Annotated in this window: 13 protein-coding genes and 1 pseudogene; 13 read left to right on the top strand and 1 reads right to left on the bottom strand. The window is 53.1% G+C overall.

The window, feature by feature from the left end; translation table 11 throughout:
- Nucleotides 1–37: 37 nt before the first annotated feature.
- A protein-coding gene (locus CHB99_RS18275) for an IS5 family transposase (protein ID WP_377697073.1) occupies nt 38–1,010 on the top strand; the annotation gives its coding sequence in 2 pieces (ribosomal slippage) (nt 38–186 and nt 185–1,010; 975 coding nt in all).
- Nucleotides 1,011–1,102: 92 nt separating this feature from the next.
- Here the strand turns inward: CHB99_RS18275 and CHB99_RS18270 are convergent.
- Nucleotides 1,103–1,559, bottom strand: a pseudogene (locus tag CHB99_RS18270) (transposase); the annotation flags it as partial.
- Between the two features lie 704 nt (nt 1,560–2,263).
- Here CHB99_RS18270 and tviB point away from each other — a divergent pair.
- From tviB to CHB99_RS18200, 12 genes are all read left to right on the top strand, one after another.
- Nucleotides 2,264–3,541: a Vi polysaccharide biosynthesis UDP-N-acetylglucosamine C-6 dehydrogenase TviB gene (tviB, locus tag CHB99_RS18260; RefSeq protein ID WP_042122493.1), complete on the top strand. Its 1,278-nt coding sequence runs from the start codon at nt 2,264–2,266 to the stop codon at nt 3,539–3,541.
- Nucleotides 3,542–3,608: 67 nt separating this feature from the next.
- Entirely contained in the window at nt 3,609–4,658 is a 1,050-nt protein-coding gene (locus tag CHB99_RS18255) for an NAD-dependent epimerase/dehydratase family protein (RefSeq protein WP_042122491.1), read from the top strand.
- Between the two features lie 5 nt (nt 4,659–4,663).
- Entirely contained in the window at nt 4,664–5,887 is a 1,224-nt protein-coding gene (locus CHB99_RS18250; RefSeq protein WP_141137306.1) for an MATE family efflux transporter, read from the top strand.
- A 112-nt stretch (nt 5,888–5,999) separates the two neighbouring features.
- The gene (locus tag CHB99_RS18245) at nt 6,000–7,205 is read left to right on the top strand and encodes a hypothetical protein (protein WP_042122488.1); all 1,206 of its coding nucleotides are present in this window, start codon (nt 6,000–6,002) and stop codon (nt 7,203–7,205) included.
- 454 nt (nt 7,206–7,659) lie between these two features.
- Nucleotides 7,660–9,630: an asparagine synthase (glutamine-hydrolyzing) gene (gene asnB / locus CHB99_RS18240; RefSeq protein ID WP_042122486.1), complete on the top strand. Its 1,971-nt coding sequence runs from the start codon at nt 7,660–7,662 to the stop codon at nt 9,628–9,630.
- Between the two features lie 5 nt (nt 9,631–9,635).
- Nucleotides 9,636–10,754: a glycosyltransferase family 4 protein gene (locus tag CHB99_RS18235; protein ID WP_245655585.1), complete on the top strand. Its 1,119-nt coding sequence runs from the start codon at nt 9,636–9,638 to the stop codon at nt 10,752–10,754.
- Nucleotides 10,755–11,906: 1,152 nt separating this feature from the next.
- On the top strand, nt 11,907–12,941 hold the full coding sequence (locus CHB99_RS18225; protein ID WP_042122480.1) for a polysaccharide biosynthesis protein: 1,035 nt from the start codon (nt 11,907–11,909) through the stop codon (nt 12,939–12,941).
- A 3-nt stretch (nt 12,942–12,944) separates the two neighbouring features.
- Nucleotides 12,945–14,063: a UDP-2-acetamido-2,6-beta-L-arabino-hexul-4-ose reductase gene (gene wbjC / locus CHB99_RS18220; RefSeq protein WP_042122478.1), complete on the top strand. Its 1,119-nt coding sequence runs from the start codon at nt 12,945–12,947 to the stop codon at nt 14,061–14,063.
- Nucleotides 14,064–14,088: 25 nt separating this feature from the next.
- A complete protein-coding gene (wecB, locus tag CHB99_RS18215; protein ID WP_042122475.1) occupies nt 14,089–15,219 on the top strand; it encodes a non-hydrolyzing UDP-N-acetylglucosamine 2-epimerase in 1,131 nt (376 codons plus the stop codon).
- Nucleotides 15,220–15,233: 14 nt separating this feature from the next.
- Nucleotides 15,234–16,487 (top strand): glycosyltransferase family 4 protein, encoded by a 1,254-nt coding sequence (locus CHB99_RS18210; RefSeq protein ID WP_042122472.1) that lies wholly within the window; start codon nt 15,234–15,236, stop codon nt 16,485–16,487.
- Entirely contained in the window at nt 16,487–17,452 is a 966-nt protein-coding gene (locus CHB99_RS18205) for a UDP-glucose 4-epimerase family protein (RefSeq protein WP_042122469.1), read from the top strand. The genes CHB99_RS18210 and CHB99_RS18205 overlap by 1 nt, the downstream gene beginning before the upstream one ends.
- Complete coding sequence (locus CHB99_RS18200; protein ID WP_042122467.1) at nt 17,449–18,459, top strand: MraY family glycosyltransferase; 1,011 nt, start codon at nt 17,449–17,451, stop codon at nt 18,457–18,459. Before CHB99_RS18205 ends, CHB99_RS18200 begins: the two co-directional genes overlap by 4 nt.
- Nucleotides 18,460–18,482 lie beyond the last annotated feature (23 nt).

Raw genomic sequence — 18,482 nt, 5'->3', positions numbered from 1 at the left:
GCCCAACTGCCCCCCCCCCCGAGCAAGCCTCCATCCTATGAGTCAGATGAGCTTTTCCGATTTCGAGTACGCCGGTAAGCGCAAGCAAACCCGTCGCGAGCGTTTCCTGGCCGAGATGGAGCAGGTGGTGCCGTGGCGCGGTTTGGTGGCGTTGATCGAGCCTCATTACCCAAAGGCCTCGCAGACAGTATCCACTGGAAACCATGCTGCGTGTTCACCTGCTGCAGAACGGGTTCTCGTTGAGCAGCCCAGCCATGGAAGAGGCGTTGTATGAGATCACTTCGATGCGTCAGTTTGCTCGGTTGACTCTCAGCGCTCCAATACCCGAAGACACAACAATCATGAGTTTCCGACACCTGCTGGAGAAGCATCAGCTGGCATCGGGCATTCTGGAAACCATCAATAGTTATCTGCGGGACAAGGGCCTTTCGTTGCGCCAGGGCACAATTGTCGATGCCACCATCATCCGCGCGCCCAGTTCGACCAAGAACAAGGAAGGCAAGCGCGATCCCGAGATGCATCAGACGAAGAAAGGTAACCAGTACTTCTTTGGGATGAAGGCAGATATCGGGGCTGATATTGAATCGGGTTTGGTGCATCACGTTCACGGCACCGCGGCGAATGTGGCTGATGTAATGGAGGTCGCTCACCTACGACATGGCGATGAAAATTTTGTCTGTGCCGATGCGGGTTATACCGGCGTGGAGAAAAGGTCTGAGCATGACGAGAGGCCAGTGATCTGGCAGATTGCGGCTCGCCGCAGTTACAAGCACCTGAGTAAACGCAGCGTGCTTTACAAAGCCAGACGCAAGGTCGAGAAGGTCAAGGCGCAGACACGAGCGAAAGTGGAACATCCATTTCGCGTGATCAAGCGTCAGTTTGGTTATGTGAAAACCCGCTTCCGTGGCTTGGCCAAGAACACGGCGCAACTGACCGCGCCGTTTGCCCTGTCGAATCTGTGGATGGTGCGCCGGCAATTACTGACTTCTGCGGACCAGGTGCGCCCGTAGCGGCAGATGATCAAGGTTTTGCCTTGGTTATCGAGTAGTCAGCGTCTGAAAACATGGGTTTTCGATCTCCCAAAGTCGCCCATTTTCGGCTGATGGGCGACTTGTTCGGAGCTTCCCTGGTTTCCCTTCTTCGTCTTGTGCATTTCCGGATCGCGTTTGCCTTCGTTGTTTTTGGTCGAGCTGGAGGCATGAATGATCTTGGCCTCGACGATCGTCCCGTGGTGCAAAGACAGGCTCTTGTCTCGCAGGAGCTCGTTGATGGTTTTCTGAATGCCTTCCGCCAGCTGATGTTTCTGCGGCAGGTGCTGGAAATTCGTGACAGTGGTGTTTTCTGGAGTCGGGGCGCTGAGTGTCGGCCGGACAACCTGGTACATCAAAGTGATCTCGTACCTCGCCTCTCCTGTCACCGGGTCGCTGACGAAAACCAGTTCTGCAGCAGATGAATGCGTAGCATGGTTTCTAGTGGATAGGGTCACCCGATTTTGGATAATACGGCTCGATCAATGTAGCCAATCCGCTCCAAGACACGGCTTGCTGCATCTCGGACAGGAAGCGCTCGTGACGGGTTTGCTCGCATTTTCGGTGTACTCGGAAATCGGAAAACTCATCTGGTTCATGAGTGGGAGGACTTGCTGGGGAAGTTGAGCAGAGGGCTGTTTCAGCGCAGGTCGGACGGTCTGTGCTGACTTGATCGGAAAATCCTTAGGGGTTGTAGGAAAACCATCGCGTAGCGCTCGGGTATTTTAGGGGTGAGTGTTAGGCTCTGCATGGAAATTTTTATCCCGCTGTTGCCCCTCAAGGCTCGAGTTTCCATAGAGCTCTGGCTTTTTCAGTCAGACCTCTGTCATGCTCAAACGATAAGAACTTTCTGACGTGGGCTGGAAGTTGGTCACTGATCTTTTCAGTACCCATAGCAGCAGCGGGCGACCAAGAGCTGGCGCTGGGCTAATGATCGGCGGCGTCCTGTGGGTGTTTTGTTCCGACGCAGCCCAGCGGGACACGCAGAAACGTTTCGGGCCTTGGTTTAGGGTCTATCAACGTCAGAGGCCAAGGCCGATCGGTGGTGCGTTTATGCAGTGCTCCACGTCCCTGTTCGATGAGCTGGAACCTTACAGGTCGAAAATGAGTATGGCTCCCGGGAGGGATTTCGGTGTAATCTCTAATGTGCGCAACGATCATGCTCGGCTCGAAAGCGCGAGATGTGAAGTGGTTTTTGCGATCGACTTAATATTGATGAATGGCAAGGGAAAACAATGCTTAAACTCGAAGATGTAAAGCTGGCCATAGTAGGTCTCGGTTATGTGGGCTTGCCGCTGGCAGTTGAGTTTGGCAAAAAGATGCAAGTGGTTGGTTTTGATATCAACCAGCATCGGGTCGAGGCGTTGAAGGCGGGGCATGATGCTACTCTTGAAGTCTCTGATGACGAACTGAGATCGGCATCCGGATTAAACTTCAGCTCTGTTCTTGATGAACTGTCGGCATGTAATGTTTATATTGTTACGGTTCCAACTCCGATTGATGAGCACAAGCAGCCAGACCTGACGCCTTTGATCAAGGCCAGTCAGTCCATAGGTCGCGTGCTGAAAAAGGGTGATATTGTTGTCTATGAGTCAACGGTATATCCCGGTGCCACCGAAGAAGATTGTGTTCCTGTGCTGGAAAAAGTGTCAGGCCTTAAATTTAACGTTGATTTTTTTGCCGGTTATAGTCCGGAGCGCATAAACCCCGGCGATAAAGAACATCGGGTTACCACGATTAAGAAAGTTACCGCTGGATCCACTCCGGTAGTCGCTGATCTGGTCGATGCGCTGTATAACACCATCATTCTCGCTGGCACTCACAAGGCTCAGAGTATCAAGGTTGCCGAAGCTGCCAAGGTTATCGAGAATACGCAGCGGGATTTGAATATCGCGCTGATCAACGAGCTGGCCTTGATTTTCAATAAAATGGGTATTGATACCGAAGCGGTCCTCAAGGCAGCAGGGACGAAGTGGAACTTCCTACCATTCCGTCCGGGCTTGGTTGGGGGGCATTGTATCGGTGTGGATCCTTACTATCTCACTCATAAGGCACAGTCCATCGGCTATCACCCGGAAATTATTCTTGCCGGGCGCCGTCTGAATGACAGCATGGGGGCCTATGTCGTCTCTCAACTTGTCAAAGCCATGCTCAAACGCAAGATTCATGTTGATGGCGCCAGGGTGCTGATCATGGGGTTGACCTTCAAGGAAAACTGCCCGGACCTACGCAATACCCGAATTATTGATGTCGTCAATGAACTAGCAGAGTTCAATGTCGTTGCCGATGTTTACGATCCATGGGTTGACGCGGATGAAGCGATGCATGAGTACTCGATTGCTCCTATCAGTCATCCACAGGAGAACACCTACGACGGTATCATCTTGGCTGTAGCGCATAATGAATTTGTAGCGATGGGGGCAGAAAGCATTCGCCGCCTCGGCAAGGCTGATCATGTCCTCTACGACCTTAAGTATTTGCTGGATGCATCCCAGTCAGATCTGCGTCTTTGAACTTCAGGGGCTGCAAGACCCCTGATTTGCTAGCGCTGATTAAAAAATACTAAGCCGAGAGAACGACATGAACCGTTTTGAAAAAGTAAAATCTGAAATTCAGCATTCCCCAAAAGTATGGCTGATCACCGGTGTAGCGGGATTCATTGGCTCCAATTTGCTGGAGACGCTGTTGCGGTTGGATCAGCGAGTCGTTGGCCTCGATAATTTTGCAACCGGACATCAATACAATCTTGATGAGGTAGAGTCGGCGGTCAGTCCTGAGCAGTGGAAGCGCTTCGCCCTGATCAAGGGTGATGTCAGAAATATTGAAGACTGCAGACGGGCAATGGTATTCCCTGGCAACTCCACTGTATCCGTGGACTATGTTCTGCACCAGGCTGCGTTGGGCTCTGTTCCCCGCTCCATCAATGATCCCATTACGACCAACGGCACCAACATCGACGGCTTTCTGAATATGTTGGTCGCCGCAAGGGATGCTCAGGTGAAGAGCTTTACCTATGCGGCCTCCAGTTCAACTTATGGCGACCATCCTGCACTGCCAAAGGTAGAGGGGGTTATTGGAAAGCCGCTTTCTCCCTACGCGGTTACGAAGTATGTAAATGAGTTGTATGCTGAGGTATTCTCGAAGACTTACGGTTTCCATACCATCGGGCTTCGGTACTTTAACGTTTTCGGAAGGCGTCAGGATCCTAACGGCGCCTATGCAGCCGTTATTCCAAAATGGACAGCAGCCATGATTAATGGCGAAGAAGTTTTCATCAATGGTGATGGTGAAACTAGCCGAGACTTCTGCTTTGTCGAAAACGCTGTCCAGGCCAATGTATTGTCTGCCTGTGCCGATGCCGAGGCAAAGAACAATGTATATAACGTTGCGGTGGGTGACAGAACAACTCTGAATCAAGTGTATACTTGCATCAAGGATGCTTTGGCCCACGCGGGTGTCCAGTCGACTTCGAAAGTGGTCTATCGTGATTTTCGTGCCGGTGATGTAAGGCATTCGCAGGCTAATATTGACAAGGCAAAAAACCTGCTAGGATACGATCCCCTCTTCAACGTAGGGGCTGGCATGCTGAAGTCGGTTGACTGGTATATCTCTTTCTTTGCGAAAAGCTGATTCTCGTGATCAAGGAAATTTGTGCCGTCACAGTGCTGGCAAATAAACTTTGCATGTTCCTCCTGCTGTTCAGCTTGGCCCGGATTTTAGGGATCGAGCTGTACGGCGTTTTTTCTTATCATTACGCGATCATCACTGGTATAGCAGCGGTCGCAGGTGAGTCCTTGAGCGTCGCGTTGAGCCGCTATGTGGTCCTGAATTCCAAGAATATAAGCTATAAGACATCGTTGAATTTGATGGTGTGGGGAGGCCTTGTTGTAGGTCTCCTATCTGTCATCATCTCGTGGACGTTTCCCGCTCCTGCTTCATCTTACGATGCTATTGATGGCTATATGATGCTGGGGACGTTTCTCCTCGGTTTTGCGTGTGTATGCAATTTGGCTGTTACCGGATTCATGTATGCACTCAACACCTCGAAGAAGTGGGCGATTGTACTTGCCGCTCATGGGCTGCTTGGATTGCTGTTGGTGGTCGCGGTTGCCAAATTTGAGGGGCAGATAGAAACCGTAGTCTTGGCGCTGGCATTGTGTACGTTGATTGCACCTGCCTTCGGTTTTTCGATGATAAAGAATAGTGATACTAATACATCGCTGGAGGCGGGATGGGGTTTTTTCTCCTTTCGTGAGATGTGGGCGTTGCTTTCCCGCTCTGGCGTGCCAGCTCTTGCGGGGAGTATGCTACTGGGGGGGCCCGTTCATATTGTTTGTCTGATGATGTTCGCTGATGCAAGTCTGAATGTTTCCGAGGTTGGCTACTTCAATATTTTTTTCCTGTTTTACATTCTCGTCACCGTGCTTCCAAGCGCACTTGCTTCCTATGTCATTGTTAGGCTTGCCGGTTATGGTGATGGCGCAGGCAGATTGTATCTGCTGTTTGGAGCATTGGTTTCTGTTGTGTTGCCCGTGCTCATGGTCGTCTCTCAAGACTACTGGCTATGTCTCCTCGGTGATGGCTTCTGCGGTAAACGGGAGCTTCTGGAGTATGCGGCCTTAGCAGGCGGCGCTGGTTTGATGACCACAATTATTACTCAGGTTCTACACAGCAAGAATATGACCAGAGTTGTATTTCTGGCCAGCTGTCTATATGCAGTTGTGTATTTGTTTTCAACGCTGCTCGCAAGCCTCAAGGGAGAGATGTTGGCGACTGATCTTTTCAGTTCCTTCCTATTCGCTCTTGCCGCCCAGATAACAGTATTGATTGTCTTGGGTGCTCGCAGGTTGCTGAAATGAGGAGTGCTCTCGCTATGGGGTGTCACTCCTTGGGGCGCGAGAGCGAGCATGAAATCAAGGCCGGGCCTGGTGAGAGGCTCGGTCGCTGTTTTATTTTTTTGGATTAGACTCTATGGTGATATTTTTGGTTTCGATGTGCTTGGTGATTCTGGTCGCCCAGTGCGTTATATGTACGGTTTCCAAAAAATATCTGATTGCGCTGTATGCTGTGTGTTATTCGGTGCCGTTCCTCGGGCTCATGAGTTGTCTGTGGAGCGACACTGTCACCTTGTGGCCTATTGGGGGCTATGATTTTTCCTTGGATGACCCATTTGTATTCAGGCTTTCGCTCGTATGGCTCTTCGGTGTCATGGGTGGCCTAGTGGCTTATTCGTTGTCTTCTTTAATGCCTGTCATTAGATTGCGCTCGGATGATAGTAGATTTTTTTCATCAGTAGACTTCAAGTTGACGGGGGTTCTTTTCTTTGCTCTGTGCGCAGCGCTGATTGCGTATCGGTTCGTTAACATAGACTCGATGATCGAGGCTTTTACCGGAACCGAGTCATTAATGATTTTCTCTATCATCGCTGTTGTTGCCCTGGCACTCGTCTACCCCTCCCGGTTGACAGCAATTTCCGCTACAGCGCTGGTGGTGGCTTATTGTGCCGCCAACGCAATGACAGGAGACCGGGATTTTGTCGTATTGATAGTGGCATGCGTCCTCGGTGTAATGTTCCGTTATAGTCGGCTGATTAATTTCAAGGTGCTGCTTTTTGTAACTTCGTTCATGTTGCTGCTTCTGGCTAGTGGTGTGATAGTTTCCATGGTTCGACAGGATGTGAATCTCACATCCGATAATGTAGCTCAATTTTTCCTGTTTAACTCGTGGAATGCGATTATTCTGCCGCTTGTTCAGCAGTTGACCGGTTTCTGGGAAGGAGAGCACTTGCGCTACGGTCAGACTTATCTGGACATGTTTCTTTCTCTGGCGCCGTCCCCAATATACTCAGTGTTTGGAACGGAGAAACCAATCACGGCAGATAATCCTGCACTTTGGTATTACATTACCGGGCTGGGGGGGATACATGCTGCCGGTGTTGCTTTCGAGAACTTTGGTTTGTTTGGGGTTTTTCTCAATGGCTTCATCAGTGTGTGCTTTCTACGGCTGATAGACTCGCATTGCCGTAATGGTGACTACCTGCAGACGTTTTTGTATATGATCTGTGCCTCTTCAGTCATGCACTGGGTCTGGTACGGGGAGATGTACTTGTTCAATGCATTGTTCTTTTATCTAATGGCGTTAGGGTTGTTTCTTGCAATGAAACTTGTTCGTGCTTGAGGAATTCTGGTGGATATGTACAGAGGTGGACATTTGCAGAGCGTGCTCTGTAGAGCTTGCCTATCACCAATATTGGGCGCGCCGACATCCGAGGCAAGGTGCCTTGTGATTGATTGACTCTTTGTTTTTGTTGGCTGCGAAGCTAAAAATTGGTAAAAGAATGCCAGCGTTCCGGGGGCTTGTACGAAAAAGCGCCCTCGCGGCAAGCGCGCTTTGTTGAGAACAGGTTCGAAATGCACGCTGGCAACTGGTCACTACGTCGCCTTGCTTGTTTTCGCCTAACCAGACGGAGTTTTTGCTCAGGTCTTTGGTTAATTTTCCGGTGACGCTGAGGCGCTTGCAGGAAAATGGCTTTCGGCTAGGTGTGTGAGCGTAACTGGTTTATGGGAATTTTTTCGGTGTGTCTCGTGTCTTCGGGCGTAACAAGCCGTTTTACTAAGGATTGAGCTTATTCATGTGTGGTTTCGCGGGGTTGATGGCGGAAAACGTAGGTGCTTTGGAGGTGCGTGTCCAGAGCATGCTAGCACCGCTTTTTCATCGGGGGCCCGACGACGAGGGCATATGGATCGACGAGCGGATGGGGCTGGCGCTAGGTCACCGCCGGCTGGCCATTCTGGATCTGTCTGCTCATGGGCATCAGCCGATGCATTCCACGTCCGGTCGCTATGTCATCGTTTTTAACGGCGAAATCTATAATTTCGCGCTATTACGTAAGGAAATCGAGGCGGCTGGTGTCAATACCGAGTGGCGCGGACACTCCGATACTGAGGTTCTGCTGGCTGCATTCGAGTTGTGGGGGGTCGAGACCACGCTCGCTCGGCTCGTTGGCATGTTCGCAATTGTCTTGTGGGACAAAGAGACTCACCAGCTCACGCTCGCCCGTGATCGCCTGGGTGAAAAGCCACTTTACTTTGGTCGCATCAAAGGAGCTTTCTATTTTGCTTCTGAGCTGAAAGCGATCAGGGCGCAATGTGCGCAGGACCTGCAGATTGACCGGGATGTATTGGCAGACTACATGCGTTTTGGCTACATTCCCGCGCCACGTTCCATATACAAGGATATTTTCAAGCTTCATCCAGGGCATTTGATTCAAGTATCTGCGGCGGGAGTGGCGGGTGAATCCCGACCGTTCTGGAGTCTTGTCAGTGACCAAACTGCCGAGTTGCGCAGTCAGCTCAGCCAGGCCAGCGATACCGAAGTCCTGGATTTGCTCGATGAGCGTCTTGCATCGGCAGTAGGGTTGCAATCGTTCTCCGACGTTCCGGTAGGTGCATTTTTGTCCGGTGGGGTCGATTCCAGCCTCGTCGTTTCGTTGATGCAGGCTCAGAGTTCAAGTCGGGTGCGGACGTTTACAATCGGTTTCGAAGAAGAGGCGTTCAATGAAGCGCCTTATGCCCGGGAAGTTGCGCAGCATCTTGGTACGGATCATACAGAGATGTATGTCAAGGCGCTGGATGCAGCCGCGTTGATACCGATGTTGCCGAAGATATATGACGAGCCATTCGCAGACTCGTCGCAGATACCAACAACACTGGTTTCGAGGTTGACCCGCGAGCACGTCACGGTAGCGTTGACCGGTGATGGAGGTGATGAGCTGTTCGCAGGGTATCCGCGCTATCCGATTACCGCCAACCTCTGGCGCAAGATCAGCAAGGTACCAAGGCCTCTGAGGTCTGCGGTGGCTTCTGTTTTGACCCATCCCTCAGCAGCTGATTGGGACAGGCTCACTGGGTTGCTACCTGCACGGTATCAATCTTCTATCAACGGTCGTCGAGTCAATCGTCTGGGGCAACTGATCGACTCTCGTAGTTTGGGCGAGATGTATATTCGTCTCATGTCTCACTGGCAGCCGGAAGAAAATATTGTCGTCGGTGGCAAATGCACTGGCTTCGATAGCTTCCCTGCACAGGAAAGCGACAGCATTGCGGCAATGAGGCAATGGGATGTTGTTCAGCATTTGCCTGACGATCTTTTGGTGAAGGTTGACAGAGCTACAATGTATTCAAGTCTTGAGTCGCGAGCTCCATTGCTGGATCATCGTATTGCTGAGTTTGCATTCGCCTTACCCGAGCGTTTTCTAGTGCGGGAAGGGGTTGGCAAGTGGGCATTGCGTCGCCTGCTTGATCGTTATGTGCCTTCGCGTTTGATTGATCGTCCCAAGACGGGTTTTTCAATCCCTCTTGGGGAGTGGCTGCGGGGGCCGCTACGGGACTGGGCGGAAGACTTGCTATCCCCTTCGCGGCTGGTTGATGACAGTTATCTTGATGCAGACAAGGTCGGCAGGATGTGGCACGAGCATTTGTCAGGAAAGTTTGATCGTAGTGCGCATATCTGGAACGTTTTGATGTTCCAGGCGTGGTTGAGAGATATTCAGTCGTCTGAGTGTTGCGGTCAGACTGGCGAGAACAAGGAAGTTTTCAATTGAATATTGTGATTAATGCGTTTTCTGCCAGATTGGGTGGAGGGCAGACTTACCTGATCAATCTGCTGAAGCATATTCCTGATCGTGCCGACTTGAAGATAACGGTGCTAGCCCCCGAAGGGCTGAAGCTGCCTGAGCATCCGTGTGTCAGCCGTTATTACCCGGCATGGCCAGTGGACAATCCATTGACCCGTACTGTTTGGGAAAAAGTCTTGTTGCCCAGATATCTGAGTCGTGTTGGTGCAGATGTGCTGTTCTGCCCTGGAGGGGTGGTTGCAGGCAGGGTGCCGAAGGGATGTAAAGTGGTAACCATGTTCCGCAATATGCTGCCTTTCGACAAGCGCGTGCGTGCGTCCATGCCGTTAGGGTTGCAGCGCATCAGAAACTGGCTGTTGTACCGTGTCATGTTGCGTAGCATGTCTCGGGCGGATCTGACGATTTTCATTTCGGACTATGCTCGCAGCGTAATCGAGGGGCTGACCAAAATTCCAAACCCGATCACCATACCTCATGGAGTAGGGGAGGCATTCAGGGAGGTTGATGTCAATGTCCCGCGCCCTCAGCGTTTGCCGGCGGAAAGCTATCTTCTATATGTGTCTCGTTTTGATGTCTACAAGCATCATTATGAGGTGGTCAGCGCGTATGCAAGCTTGCCGGATGACTATCGAAACCGTTTTCGCTTGGTGCTGATCGGTGAGTCCAATATGCCAGGTGGCGAGCGGGTGCATGAGTTGATTAAGGCTCGTGGGCTTGCCGAGAAGGTGATGATTCTTGGTGCAGTACCGTACGGCGAGCTGCCTGCCTATTATCATCATGCACAGCTCGTGCTGTTCGCGTCTTCTTGTGAGAATTGCCCGAATATTCTACTCGAGTCGTTGGGTGCTGGCCGGCCGGTTCTTTCATCCAATGTCATGCCGATGCCAGAGTTTGGCGCAGACGCCGCCGCCTATTTCTCGCCGTTCGATCCGGACGATATTGCCAAAACCATGCTGAAGGTCCTGTCGGACGAAGACTATGCTGCGCGTCTCTCGGGTAAAGCTGTCCTGCAGGCCAGGAAATATGATTGGGCAAGAACCGCAGAGGCTACCTGGCTCAATATATTCAACCTAGTCGGTAGTTCGAGGTAGCTTCGAGATCGTCGAGTGTTGGTTCAGCCTTCTGGGTTGAGCCATTTTCGAGGGTGTCGTTGGTCTTCAGGGTATCAGAACGTATTGTTTTGTCGTGGCGGTTGGCGACGGTTGTGATATGGCGGTTTCTCAAGTGCACTGACGCATTGATTCATTGTCTCGAAGGCATCGGATGGTGAGGGTGCTCGAAAAGCCAGGGTGTGAGACAATGGGCGCACTTTGGTATCTGTTTCGATGCAGGCCATCGAACACGGCGGCTGTGGCCCTTGGGAGTCCCCGGAAAAAGGAGTGGTTATGCGGGGTTGGGTACCTGATCTGACAAGGATGCTGGGTGATGCAATGCCCGGATTTTTGCAAGGTGGTGACGCTTGGAGTCTTTTCACCACGTTACCTTTCTATTTGATGATGTCTCATCAACTTGCACCTTTGTGCTCGCCTGCACAGGCGCGATATGGTACATATAAGCACTGATTTTGCGTTTTCGGGGTGTCATCGATGCCGCGAAAACGATACTTCTGATGCTGAAAGATTATGCGAAAAGTCCAAGTATATTGGCGAGTTGCATGATCTGCCGGGTATCATAGCTACGCGCCTCTCTATCGGTCACGAGCCGTATTCGTATCAGCCTCAGGTTGACTGGTTCCTCTCTCAAGATGGTCGGAGAAAAGGTTCCTCCCTTGGCAATACAAGAAGAGTTCCTGATTTTGATAGAATGCCTGAGTGCCATCCACCGGATTTTCCGATGATGCAGATGATCTTCTCCGACGTTGGCTACGCATGCCGACGCAACCAGTCCTGCAGGGAGTCGCTCCTGAGCGGGGTAAGACGGGTCGTGACGTGGCAGGTCGGGCTTGTGCTACCTCTGCGAGCCCGGGAAACGAGAATCATTTTCAGTTCGATCGTTCAAGGCACTGTTGTGGGCGGTCCTGCCAATCGGCAGCCTCTCCAGATGCATCAGGCTTGACCATGCTCGGGGGGCGCAGATTCGCAAAATCATCTGACACTTATCGAACATTGCGGTACAGCAAGCTCGTTTGCAAGCAACCTTTTTGTGCAAAGGCAAGTTGCGTACGGTGTTGATCAATTATCCAGGTCGTGAGCAGGCGAATTTGCCAGCCCGATTTGGCTAACTATAAAGCGAAGTCATAGACTATGTTTAAAGATAAAACTCTTCTTATTACCGGTGGTACTGGCTCTTTCGGTAATGCCGTGTTGAAACGATTCCTGAAAACCGACATCGGCGAAATTCGAATTTTCAGCCGTGACGAGAAAAAACAGGATGACATGCGCAAGCGTTATGCGAGCGACAAGTTGAAGTTTTACATTGGTGACGTGCGTGACTATCAGAGCATTCTGAATGCCACACGAGGAGTGGATTACATCTTCCACGCAGCTGCGCTGAAGCAGGTGCCTTCTTGCGAGTTTCATCCGCTCGAAGCTGTGAAGACTAACGTGCTGGGTACTGAAAACACGCTGGAAGCGGCGATTCAGAATGCTGTGAAGCGAGTGGTCTGCCTGAGTACCGACAAGGCGGTTTATCCCATCAATGCGATGGGTATCTCAAAGGCCATGATGGAGAAAGTCATGGTGGCCAAATCGCGCAACCTTGACGAGCGCAAGACCGTTATCTGTGGCACGCGCTACGGTAATGTCATGGCTTCGCGTGGCTCGGTCATTCCGCTTTTCATCGAGCAGATCCGTGCAGGAAAAGCACTTACCTTGACCGATCCGAACATGACCCGCTTCATGATGACGCTCGCCGACGCGGTCGACCTGGTATTGTATGCCTTCGAGCATGGCAACAACGGTGACCTTTTCGTGCAGAAGGCACCGGCGGCTACCGTAGAGACGCTGGCTCAGGCACTTACTGCGCTGGTTGGCAAGCCGGATCATCCGATTCAGGTCATCGGTACCCGCCACGGGGAGAAGCTGTTCGAAGCGTTGCTGAGCCGTGAGGAAATTGCCTGCGCCGAAGACATGGGTCAGTACTTCCGCGTTCCGCCTGATCTGCGCGATCTGAACTACGCCAAGTTTGTCGAGCAGGGGGAAACGGTAATTTCGCGTACCGAGGATTACAACTCCCACAACACTGAGCGTCTGGACGTTCAAGGTATGCAGCAGCTGCTGCTTAAACTTGAATTCATGCGCGCTATTCAGAGTGGTGAAAACGCGGCGCCAGAGGAATAACCCATGAAAGTACTGGTCACTGGCGCCAATGGCTTTGTCGGCAAGAACCTTATTGCTCATCTACGTGAGCGTAAAGATATCGAGGTCCTACGTTTCACGCGCGAGGACTTGCTCAGCGATCTGGCCCACCTGGTTGGCGAAGTGGACTTCGTGTTTCATCTGGCGGGCGTGAATCGCCCGCAGGATCCTCAGGATTTCCACATAGGTAACACCGACCTTACCCGCGCGTTATGCGATGCGATTGTCGCCAGCAGTCGCAAGATACCAGTTCTGTATACGTCTTCCAGCCAGGCCGAACTGGATAATGAGTATGGGAAGAGCAAGCGAGCAGCCGAGCAGGTGTTGCTGGCGCTGCAGAATGATTTCGGTGCACCAGTGCATCTTTTCAGGTTGCCCAACGTTTTCGGCAAGTGGGGCAGGCCGAACTACAACTCTGCTGTGTCGACGTTCTGCCACAACATTGCGCGTGGGTTGGATATTTCGATCAGCAATCCCGCAGCCATGATCAATCTTGTCTACATCGATGATGTGGTTTCCTGCTTCCTGGCCGTTATGGAAGGGCGTTTGGCGGGCAATCCATTTGTTTCTGTCGAGCCGCAGTACAGTATTAGCGTCGGCTCTCTGGCGGAGCAGCTGTACGCGTTTCGCGATAGCCGCGAGTCGCTGGTCACCGAAGCGGTGGGTACCGGATTGACGCGTGCATTGTATTCCACCTACCTGAGCTACCTGCCTCCGGCCAGCTTCACCTATGAGGTCAAGGGTTACACCGATCCTCGTGGTACGTTTGTGGAAATGCTGAAGACCAAGGATGCTGGTCAGTTCTCATATTTCACAGCGCACCCAGGTGTTACCCGCGGTGGTCATTACCACCATTCCAAGACCGAAAAGTTCATGGTGATCAAGGGTACCGCCAACTTCGGCTTCCGGCATATCGAAACTGGCGAACTTCATGAGCTAGTGACTACAGGTGACAAGCCCGAAATTGTCGAAACGGTGCCCGGTTGGACGCATGACATCACCAATATCGGTAAAGAAGAAATGATTGTCATGTTGTGGGCCAACGAGATCTTCGATCGCGATCACCCGGATACTTATGCGTTGCCTGTCAAGTCAACTCACTGACGTGTCGAGGCTCATTGAGGTTGTTATGAAAAAGTTGAAAGTTGTCACCGTCGTCGGCACCCGTCCGGAGATCATCCGCCTATCTCGTGTGATGAGTGCGCTGGATGAGCATTGTGAGCACGTTCTCGTTCATACCGGGCAGAACTACGACTACGAGTTGAACGAGATCTTCTTCCAGGATCTGGGTATTCGCAAACCAGACCATTTTCTCAATGCCGCCGGTGCGACCGGAGCCGAAACCATCGGCAACGTGATCATCACGGTCGACCGCGTGCTGGCCGAGATCGCGCCCGAGGCGTTGCTGGTACTGGGCGACACCAACAGTTGCATGGCCGTCCTGCCTGCCAAACGACGCAAGATTCCGACCTTCCATATGGAGGCCGGTAACCGTTGCTTCGACATGCGCGTGCCGGAGGAGATCAACCGCCGCATCGTGGACCACACCGCGGATATCAACCTGACCTACAGCACCATCGCCCGTGATTACCTGCTGCGTGAAGGGCTTCCTGCCGATCGCGTGATCAAGACCGGTAGTCCTATGTTCGAGGTGCTCAATCACTACCGTGACGGTATCGATGGGGCGGATGTGCTTTCCCGTCTTGGCCTAGAAAAGGGCCGATTCTTTGTGGTCAGCGCCCACCGCGAAGAAAACATCGATTCGGAGAAGAATTTCCTCAAGTTGGTAGACGTGCTCAATACTGTTGCAGCCCAATTTGACCTGCCGGTAATTGTTTCGACGCATCCGCGTACTCAGAAGCGCGTCGACGCCGTAGGCGTCAGCTTCCACCCGAACGTGCGCCTGCTCAAGCCGCTGGGCTTCAAGGACTACAACAAACTGCAGATGGAGGCCAAGGCCGTCCTTTCGGACAGCGGGACCATCAGTGAAGAAGCTTCGATTCTGAACTTCCCGGCACTCAATATACGCGAAGCGCATGAGCGCCCTGAAGGTATGGAGGAAGCTGCGGCGATGATGGTCGGATTGGAAGTAGACCGCGTTCTGCAAGGGCTGAGCATCCTCGATAGCCAGGCACGTGGCGATGAACGCAGCCTGCGTCTGGTGGCCGACTACAGCATGCCAAATGTTTCAGATAAAGTTGTTCGCATTCTTCATAGTTACACCGACTATGTGAATCGCACCGTATGGAAGCGTTATTGAACCGAGTGGTTTGCATGTCTGAAAAAAAGCTGAGAGTGCTTGTCGTAACGCAGTATTTCTGGCCGGAGAACATGCGGATCAATGATCTGGTCCGCGATCTCAAGGAAAAGGGTCATGAGGTTACCGTACTCACCGGATTGCCCAACTATCCCGAGGGTGAAGTGTTCGAAAACTATCGTACTTCGCCTGGGGATTTTTCCGTCTATCACGGTGCTGATGTCGTCAGGGTGCCGATGCTGCCGCGGGGCAAGCGCAGTATCCAGCTGATGCTCAACTATGCTTCGTTCTTCCTCAGTGCCTCGACGTTCGGCGCGTTCAAATTGCGTGGTCGCAAATTTGATGCGCTCTTCGTTTATGCGGTATCGCCAATCATGGCGGCCATACCGGCAATCGTGATCGGTCGCCTGAAGAAAGCGCCGGTTTTCGTCTGGGTACTGGACCTGTGGCCGGAAACGCTCCGTGCTGTTGGTGTGTTGCGCAACACGCGTTTGCTGGGGTTGGTAGGCAAGATGGTGTCGTGGATCTACAACCGCACCGACTACTTGCTGCTGCAGTCCCATGGATTCCTGGAAAACGTGAAGCAGTACTGCACACAGCGGATCGCCGACGAACGGCTGGTATATTTTCCAAGCTGGGCGGAAGACGATTTTTCCGATCCAGGCTCGGTGGCGAGCACGCTTGTAGAGGCGGATCCGTCGGTGTTCACCGTGGTCTTCGCTGGCAATTTGGGCGAGGCACAGGACTTTCCTGCGGTGCTGGATGCCGCCGAATCGTTGCGCGGCAGCGCAGCTGTTCGCTGGGTTATTGTCGGTGATGGGCGGATGAGTGCCTGGCTCGCCGAGCAGGTCCGGGAGCGTCAACTGGACAACGTTCATCTTCTTGGGCGTCACCCACTGGAGGCGATGCCCGGTCTGTTTGCCCAGGCCGACGCGCTGTTGGTAACCCTGAAAACCAACGACGTGTTCCAGAAGACCATTCCCGGCAAGGTGCAGGCCTATCTGGCGTCGGGGCGCCCATTGCTGGGCATGATCAACGGCGAAGCAGCCCGTGTCATCCGCGAGTCCGGTGCTGGATTCGCCTGCGACTCGGGCGATGCCCAAGGGCTCGCCGCGATTACCAGTACACTGGCCGCTACTGCTTTGGCGCAACGTGCCATCATGGGCGAAGCCGGGCGTCAGTACTACCTCGAGCATTATTCCAAGCCCAAGCTCATGGCTAGGCTGGAGTCGCTCTTTCGTGAAGCCACCCTACGTAAGGCAGGCAGGTGATGTCGCATACCGTGTTGTTGACCGGAGCTTCCGGTTTCGTGGGCAAGGCTGTCCTGGATGGGCTGCTGGCGCGGGATTATTCGGTGGTTGCGGCATTGCGAAACGTGCCGGCTGGCCTGGACCCTCGTGTTACCGTCAGTCGTTTCGAAGCGCTTGATGAGGCGACAGACTGGTCAGCCGCGCTTGTCGGCGTGCGCACGGTCATCCATTCCGCAGCGCGTGTGCATGTAATGAATGACACTGAGGTGGATCCGCTGGCGGCGTTTCGCAAGGTCAATGTCGACGGCACCCTGAATCTCGCGCGCCAGGCCGTCCGGGCTGGTGTCACGCGTTTCGTGTTCGTCAGCTCGATCAAGGTCAACGGCGAAGGCACGCTCAAGGGTCGTCCTTATCATGCCGACGATACGCCAGCCCCGGCTGATCCTTATGGCGTATCGAAGATGGAGGCGGAACAAGCCTTGCGCGCACTGGCCCTGGAAACCGGAATCGAGGTGGTCATCGTGCGCCCGGTTCTGGTCTACGGTCCGGGAGTCAAGGCCAATTTTTTGGCAATGATGCGTTGGCTGGACAAAGGTGTGCCACTACCATTCGGTGCCATCGATAACCGTCGCAGTCTTGTTGCGCTGGGCAACCTTTCCGACCTGGTGCTCACCTGCGTTACCCATCCGGCCGCCGCTAACCAGACTTTCCTCGTCAGCGACGGCGAGGATCTGTCCACTACCGGGTTGCTGCGTCGCATGGCTGCCGCTCTGGACAAGCGGGCACGCCTGTTGCCGGTTCCCAGCAGCTTGTTGGAACTCGGCGCAACCTTGCTGGGCAAGCGCTCATTGTCGCAGCGACTCTGTGGTTCACTGCAGGTCGATATCGAGAAAACACGTACTGTGCTGGGCTGGAAGCCGCCAATCAGTGTCGATGAGGCGCTTCGGCTGGCAGCCCGGGGCTATCAGGAAAAAACAAGCAAATGACTCAGACCTGGCTAATTCCGTTGGTTGGAATGCTGTCCCTTGTATTGACCGCCGGTCTTCGGCGCTATGCACTGGCCAAAAGCATCATTGATGTTCCCAATGCGCGCAGCTCCCACACGGTACCGACTCCCCGTGGTGGTGGCGTGGCGATCGTGCTCGCCTTCCTCCTGGCCTTGGCCGTAGTGGGCGCGCACAATGACGCTGACTTGGCCGGTATGATTGCTCTCGGGGGCGCGGGGGCATTGATCGCCATTATCGGCTTCCTGGATGACCATGGTCATATCGCAGCACGCTGGCGTCTCCTGGGACATTTCCTGGCAGCTGCCTGGGCGTTGGCGTGGTTGGGCGGGCTGCCAACTCTGGAGGTGTTCGGCCTGCAACTTGATCTTGGCTGGTTCGGAGCTATCATCGCGGCCTTTTATCTGGTCTGGTTGCTGAATCTGTACAACTTTATGGATGGGATCGATGGTATAGCCAGTGTCGAGGCGATCTGTGCCTGCCTGGGAGGCTGTCTGCTCTATTGGTTCAGTGGTTTTCATCAGTTGCTGATGTTGCCTCTATTGTTAGCCATGGCGGTGGCTGGTTTCCTGTATTGGAATTTTCCTCCCGCACGCATCTTCATGGGTGACGCGGGTAGCGGTTTCCTCGGAATCACGCTGGGCGTCCTGTCGTTGCAGGCAGCCTGGGTGTCTTCGCAGTTGTTCTGGTGCTGGCTCATCCTGCTCGGTGTATTCATCGTAGACGCGACCTATACACTGATCCGCCGCCTTTCCAGAGGCGACAAGGTCTACGAGGCGCACCGCAGTCATGCCTATCAGTTTGCATCTCGACTCTATGGCAGGCACTTGCCTGTGACCGTTGCGGTTGGTTTGATCAACCTGTTTTGGTTGTTGCCGATCGCCTTGTGCGTCATGCTTCTGGGGCTTGATGGTGTGCTGGGTGTTGTTATCGCCTATGTGCCACTGATCATCATTGCCATTCGTTATCGCGCCGGTGCGCTTGAATAAAGCAGATTGATCCGCTTGCCCGC

It is taken from the genome of Pseudomonas japonica (genome assembly GCF_900188455.1).
Classification (GTDB): domain Bacteria; phylum Pseudomonadota; class Gammaproteobacteria; order Pseudomonadales; family Pseudomonadaceae; genus Aquipseudomonas; species Aquipseudomonas japonica.
The sequence above is the reverse complement of the archived record's forward strand: the minus strand, read 5'-3'. Positions and strand labels throughout refer to the sequence as shown.

Coding starts and splice junctions, on each gene's coding strand:
- tviB (WP_042122493.1), top strand. CDS start 2,264: ATGCTTAAACTCGAAGATGTAAAGCTGGCCATAGTAGGTCTCGGTTAT.
- CHB99_RS18255 (WP_042122491.1), top strand. CDS start 3,609: ATGAACCGTTTTGAAAAAGTAAAATCTGAAATTCAGCATTCCCCAAAA.
- CHB99_RS18245 (WP_042122488.1), top strand. CDS start 6,000: ATGGTGATATTTTTGGTTTCGATGTGCTTGGTGATTCTGGTCGCCCAG.
- asnB (WP_042122486.1), top strand. CDS start 7,660: ATGTGTGGTTTCGCGGGGTTGATGGCGGAAAACGTAGGTGCTTTGGAG.
- CHB99_RS18225 (WP_042122480.1), top strand. CDS start 11,907: ATGTTTAAAGATAAAACTCTTCTTATTACCGGTGGTACTGGCTCTTTC.
- wbjC (WP_042122478.1), top strand. CDS start 12,945: ATGAAAGTACTGGTCACTGGCGCCAATGGCTTTGTCGGCAAGAACCTT.
- wecB (WP_042122475.1), top strand. CDS start 14,089: ATGAAAAAGTTGAAAGTTGTCACCGTCGTCGGCACCCGTCCGGAGATC.
- CHB99_RS18210 (WP_042122472.1), top strand. CDS start 15,234: ATGTCTGAAAAAAAGCTGAGAGTGCTTGTCGTAACGCAGTATTTCTGG.
- CHB99_RS18205 (WP_042122469.1), top strand. CDS start 16,487: ATGTCGCATACCGTGTTGTTGACCGGAGCTTCCGGTTTCGTGGGCAAG.
- CHB99_RS18200 (WP_042122467.1), top strand. CDS start 17,449: ATGACTCAGACCTGGCTAATTCCGTTGGTTGGAATGCTGTCCCTTGTA.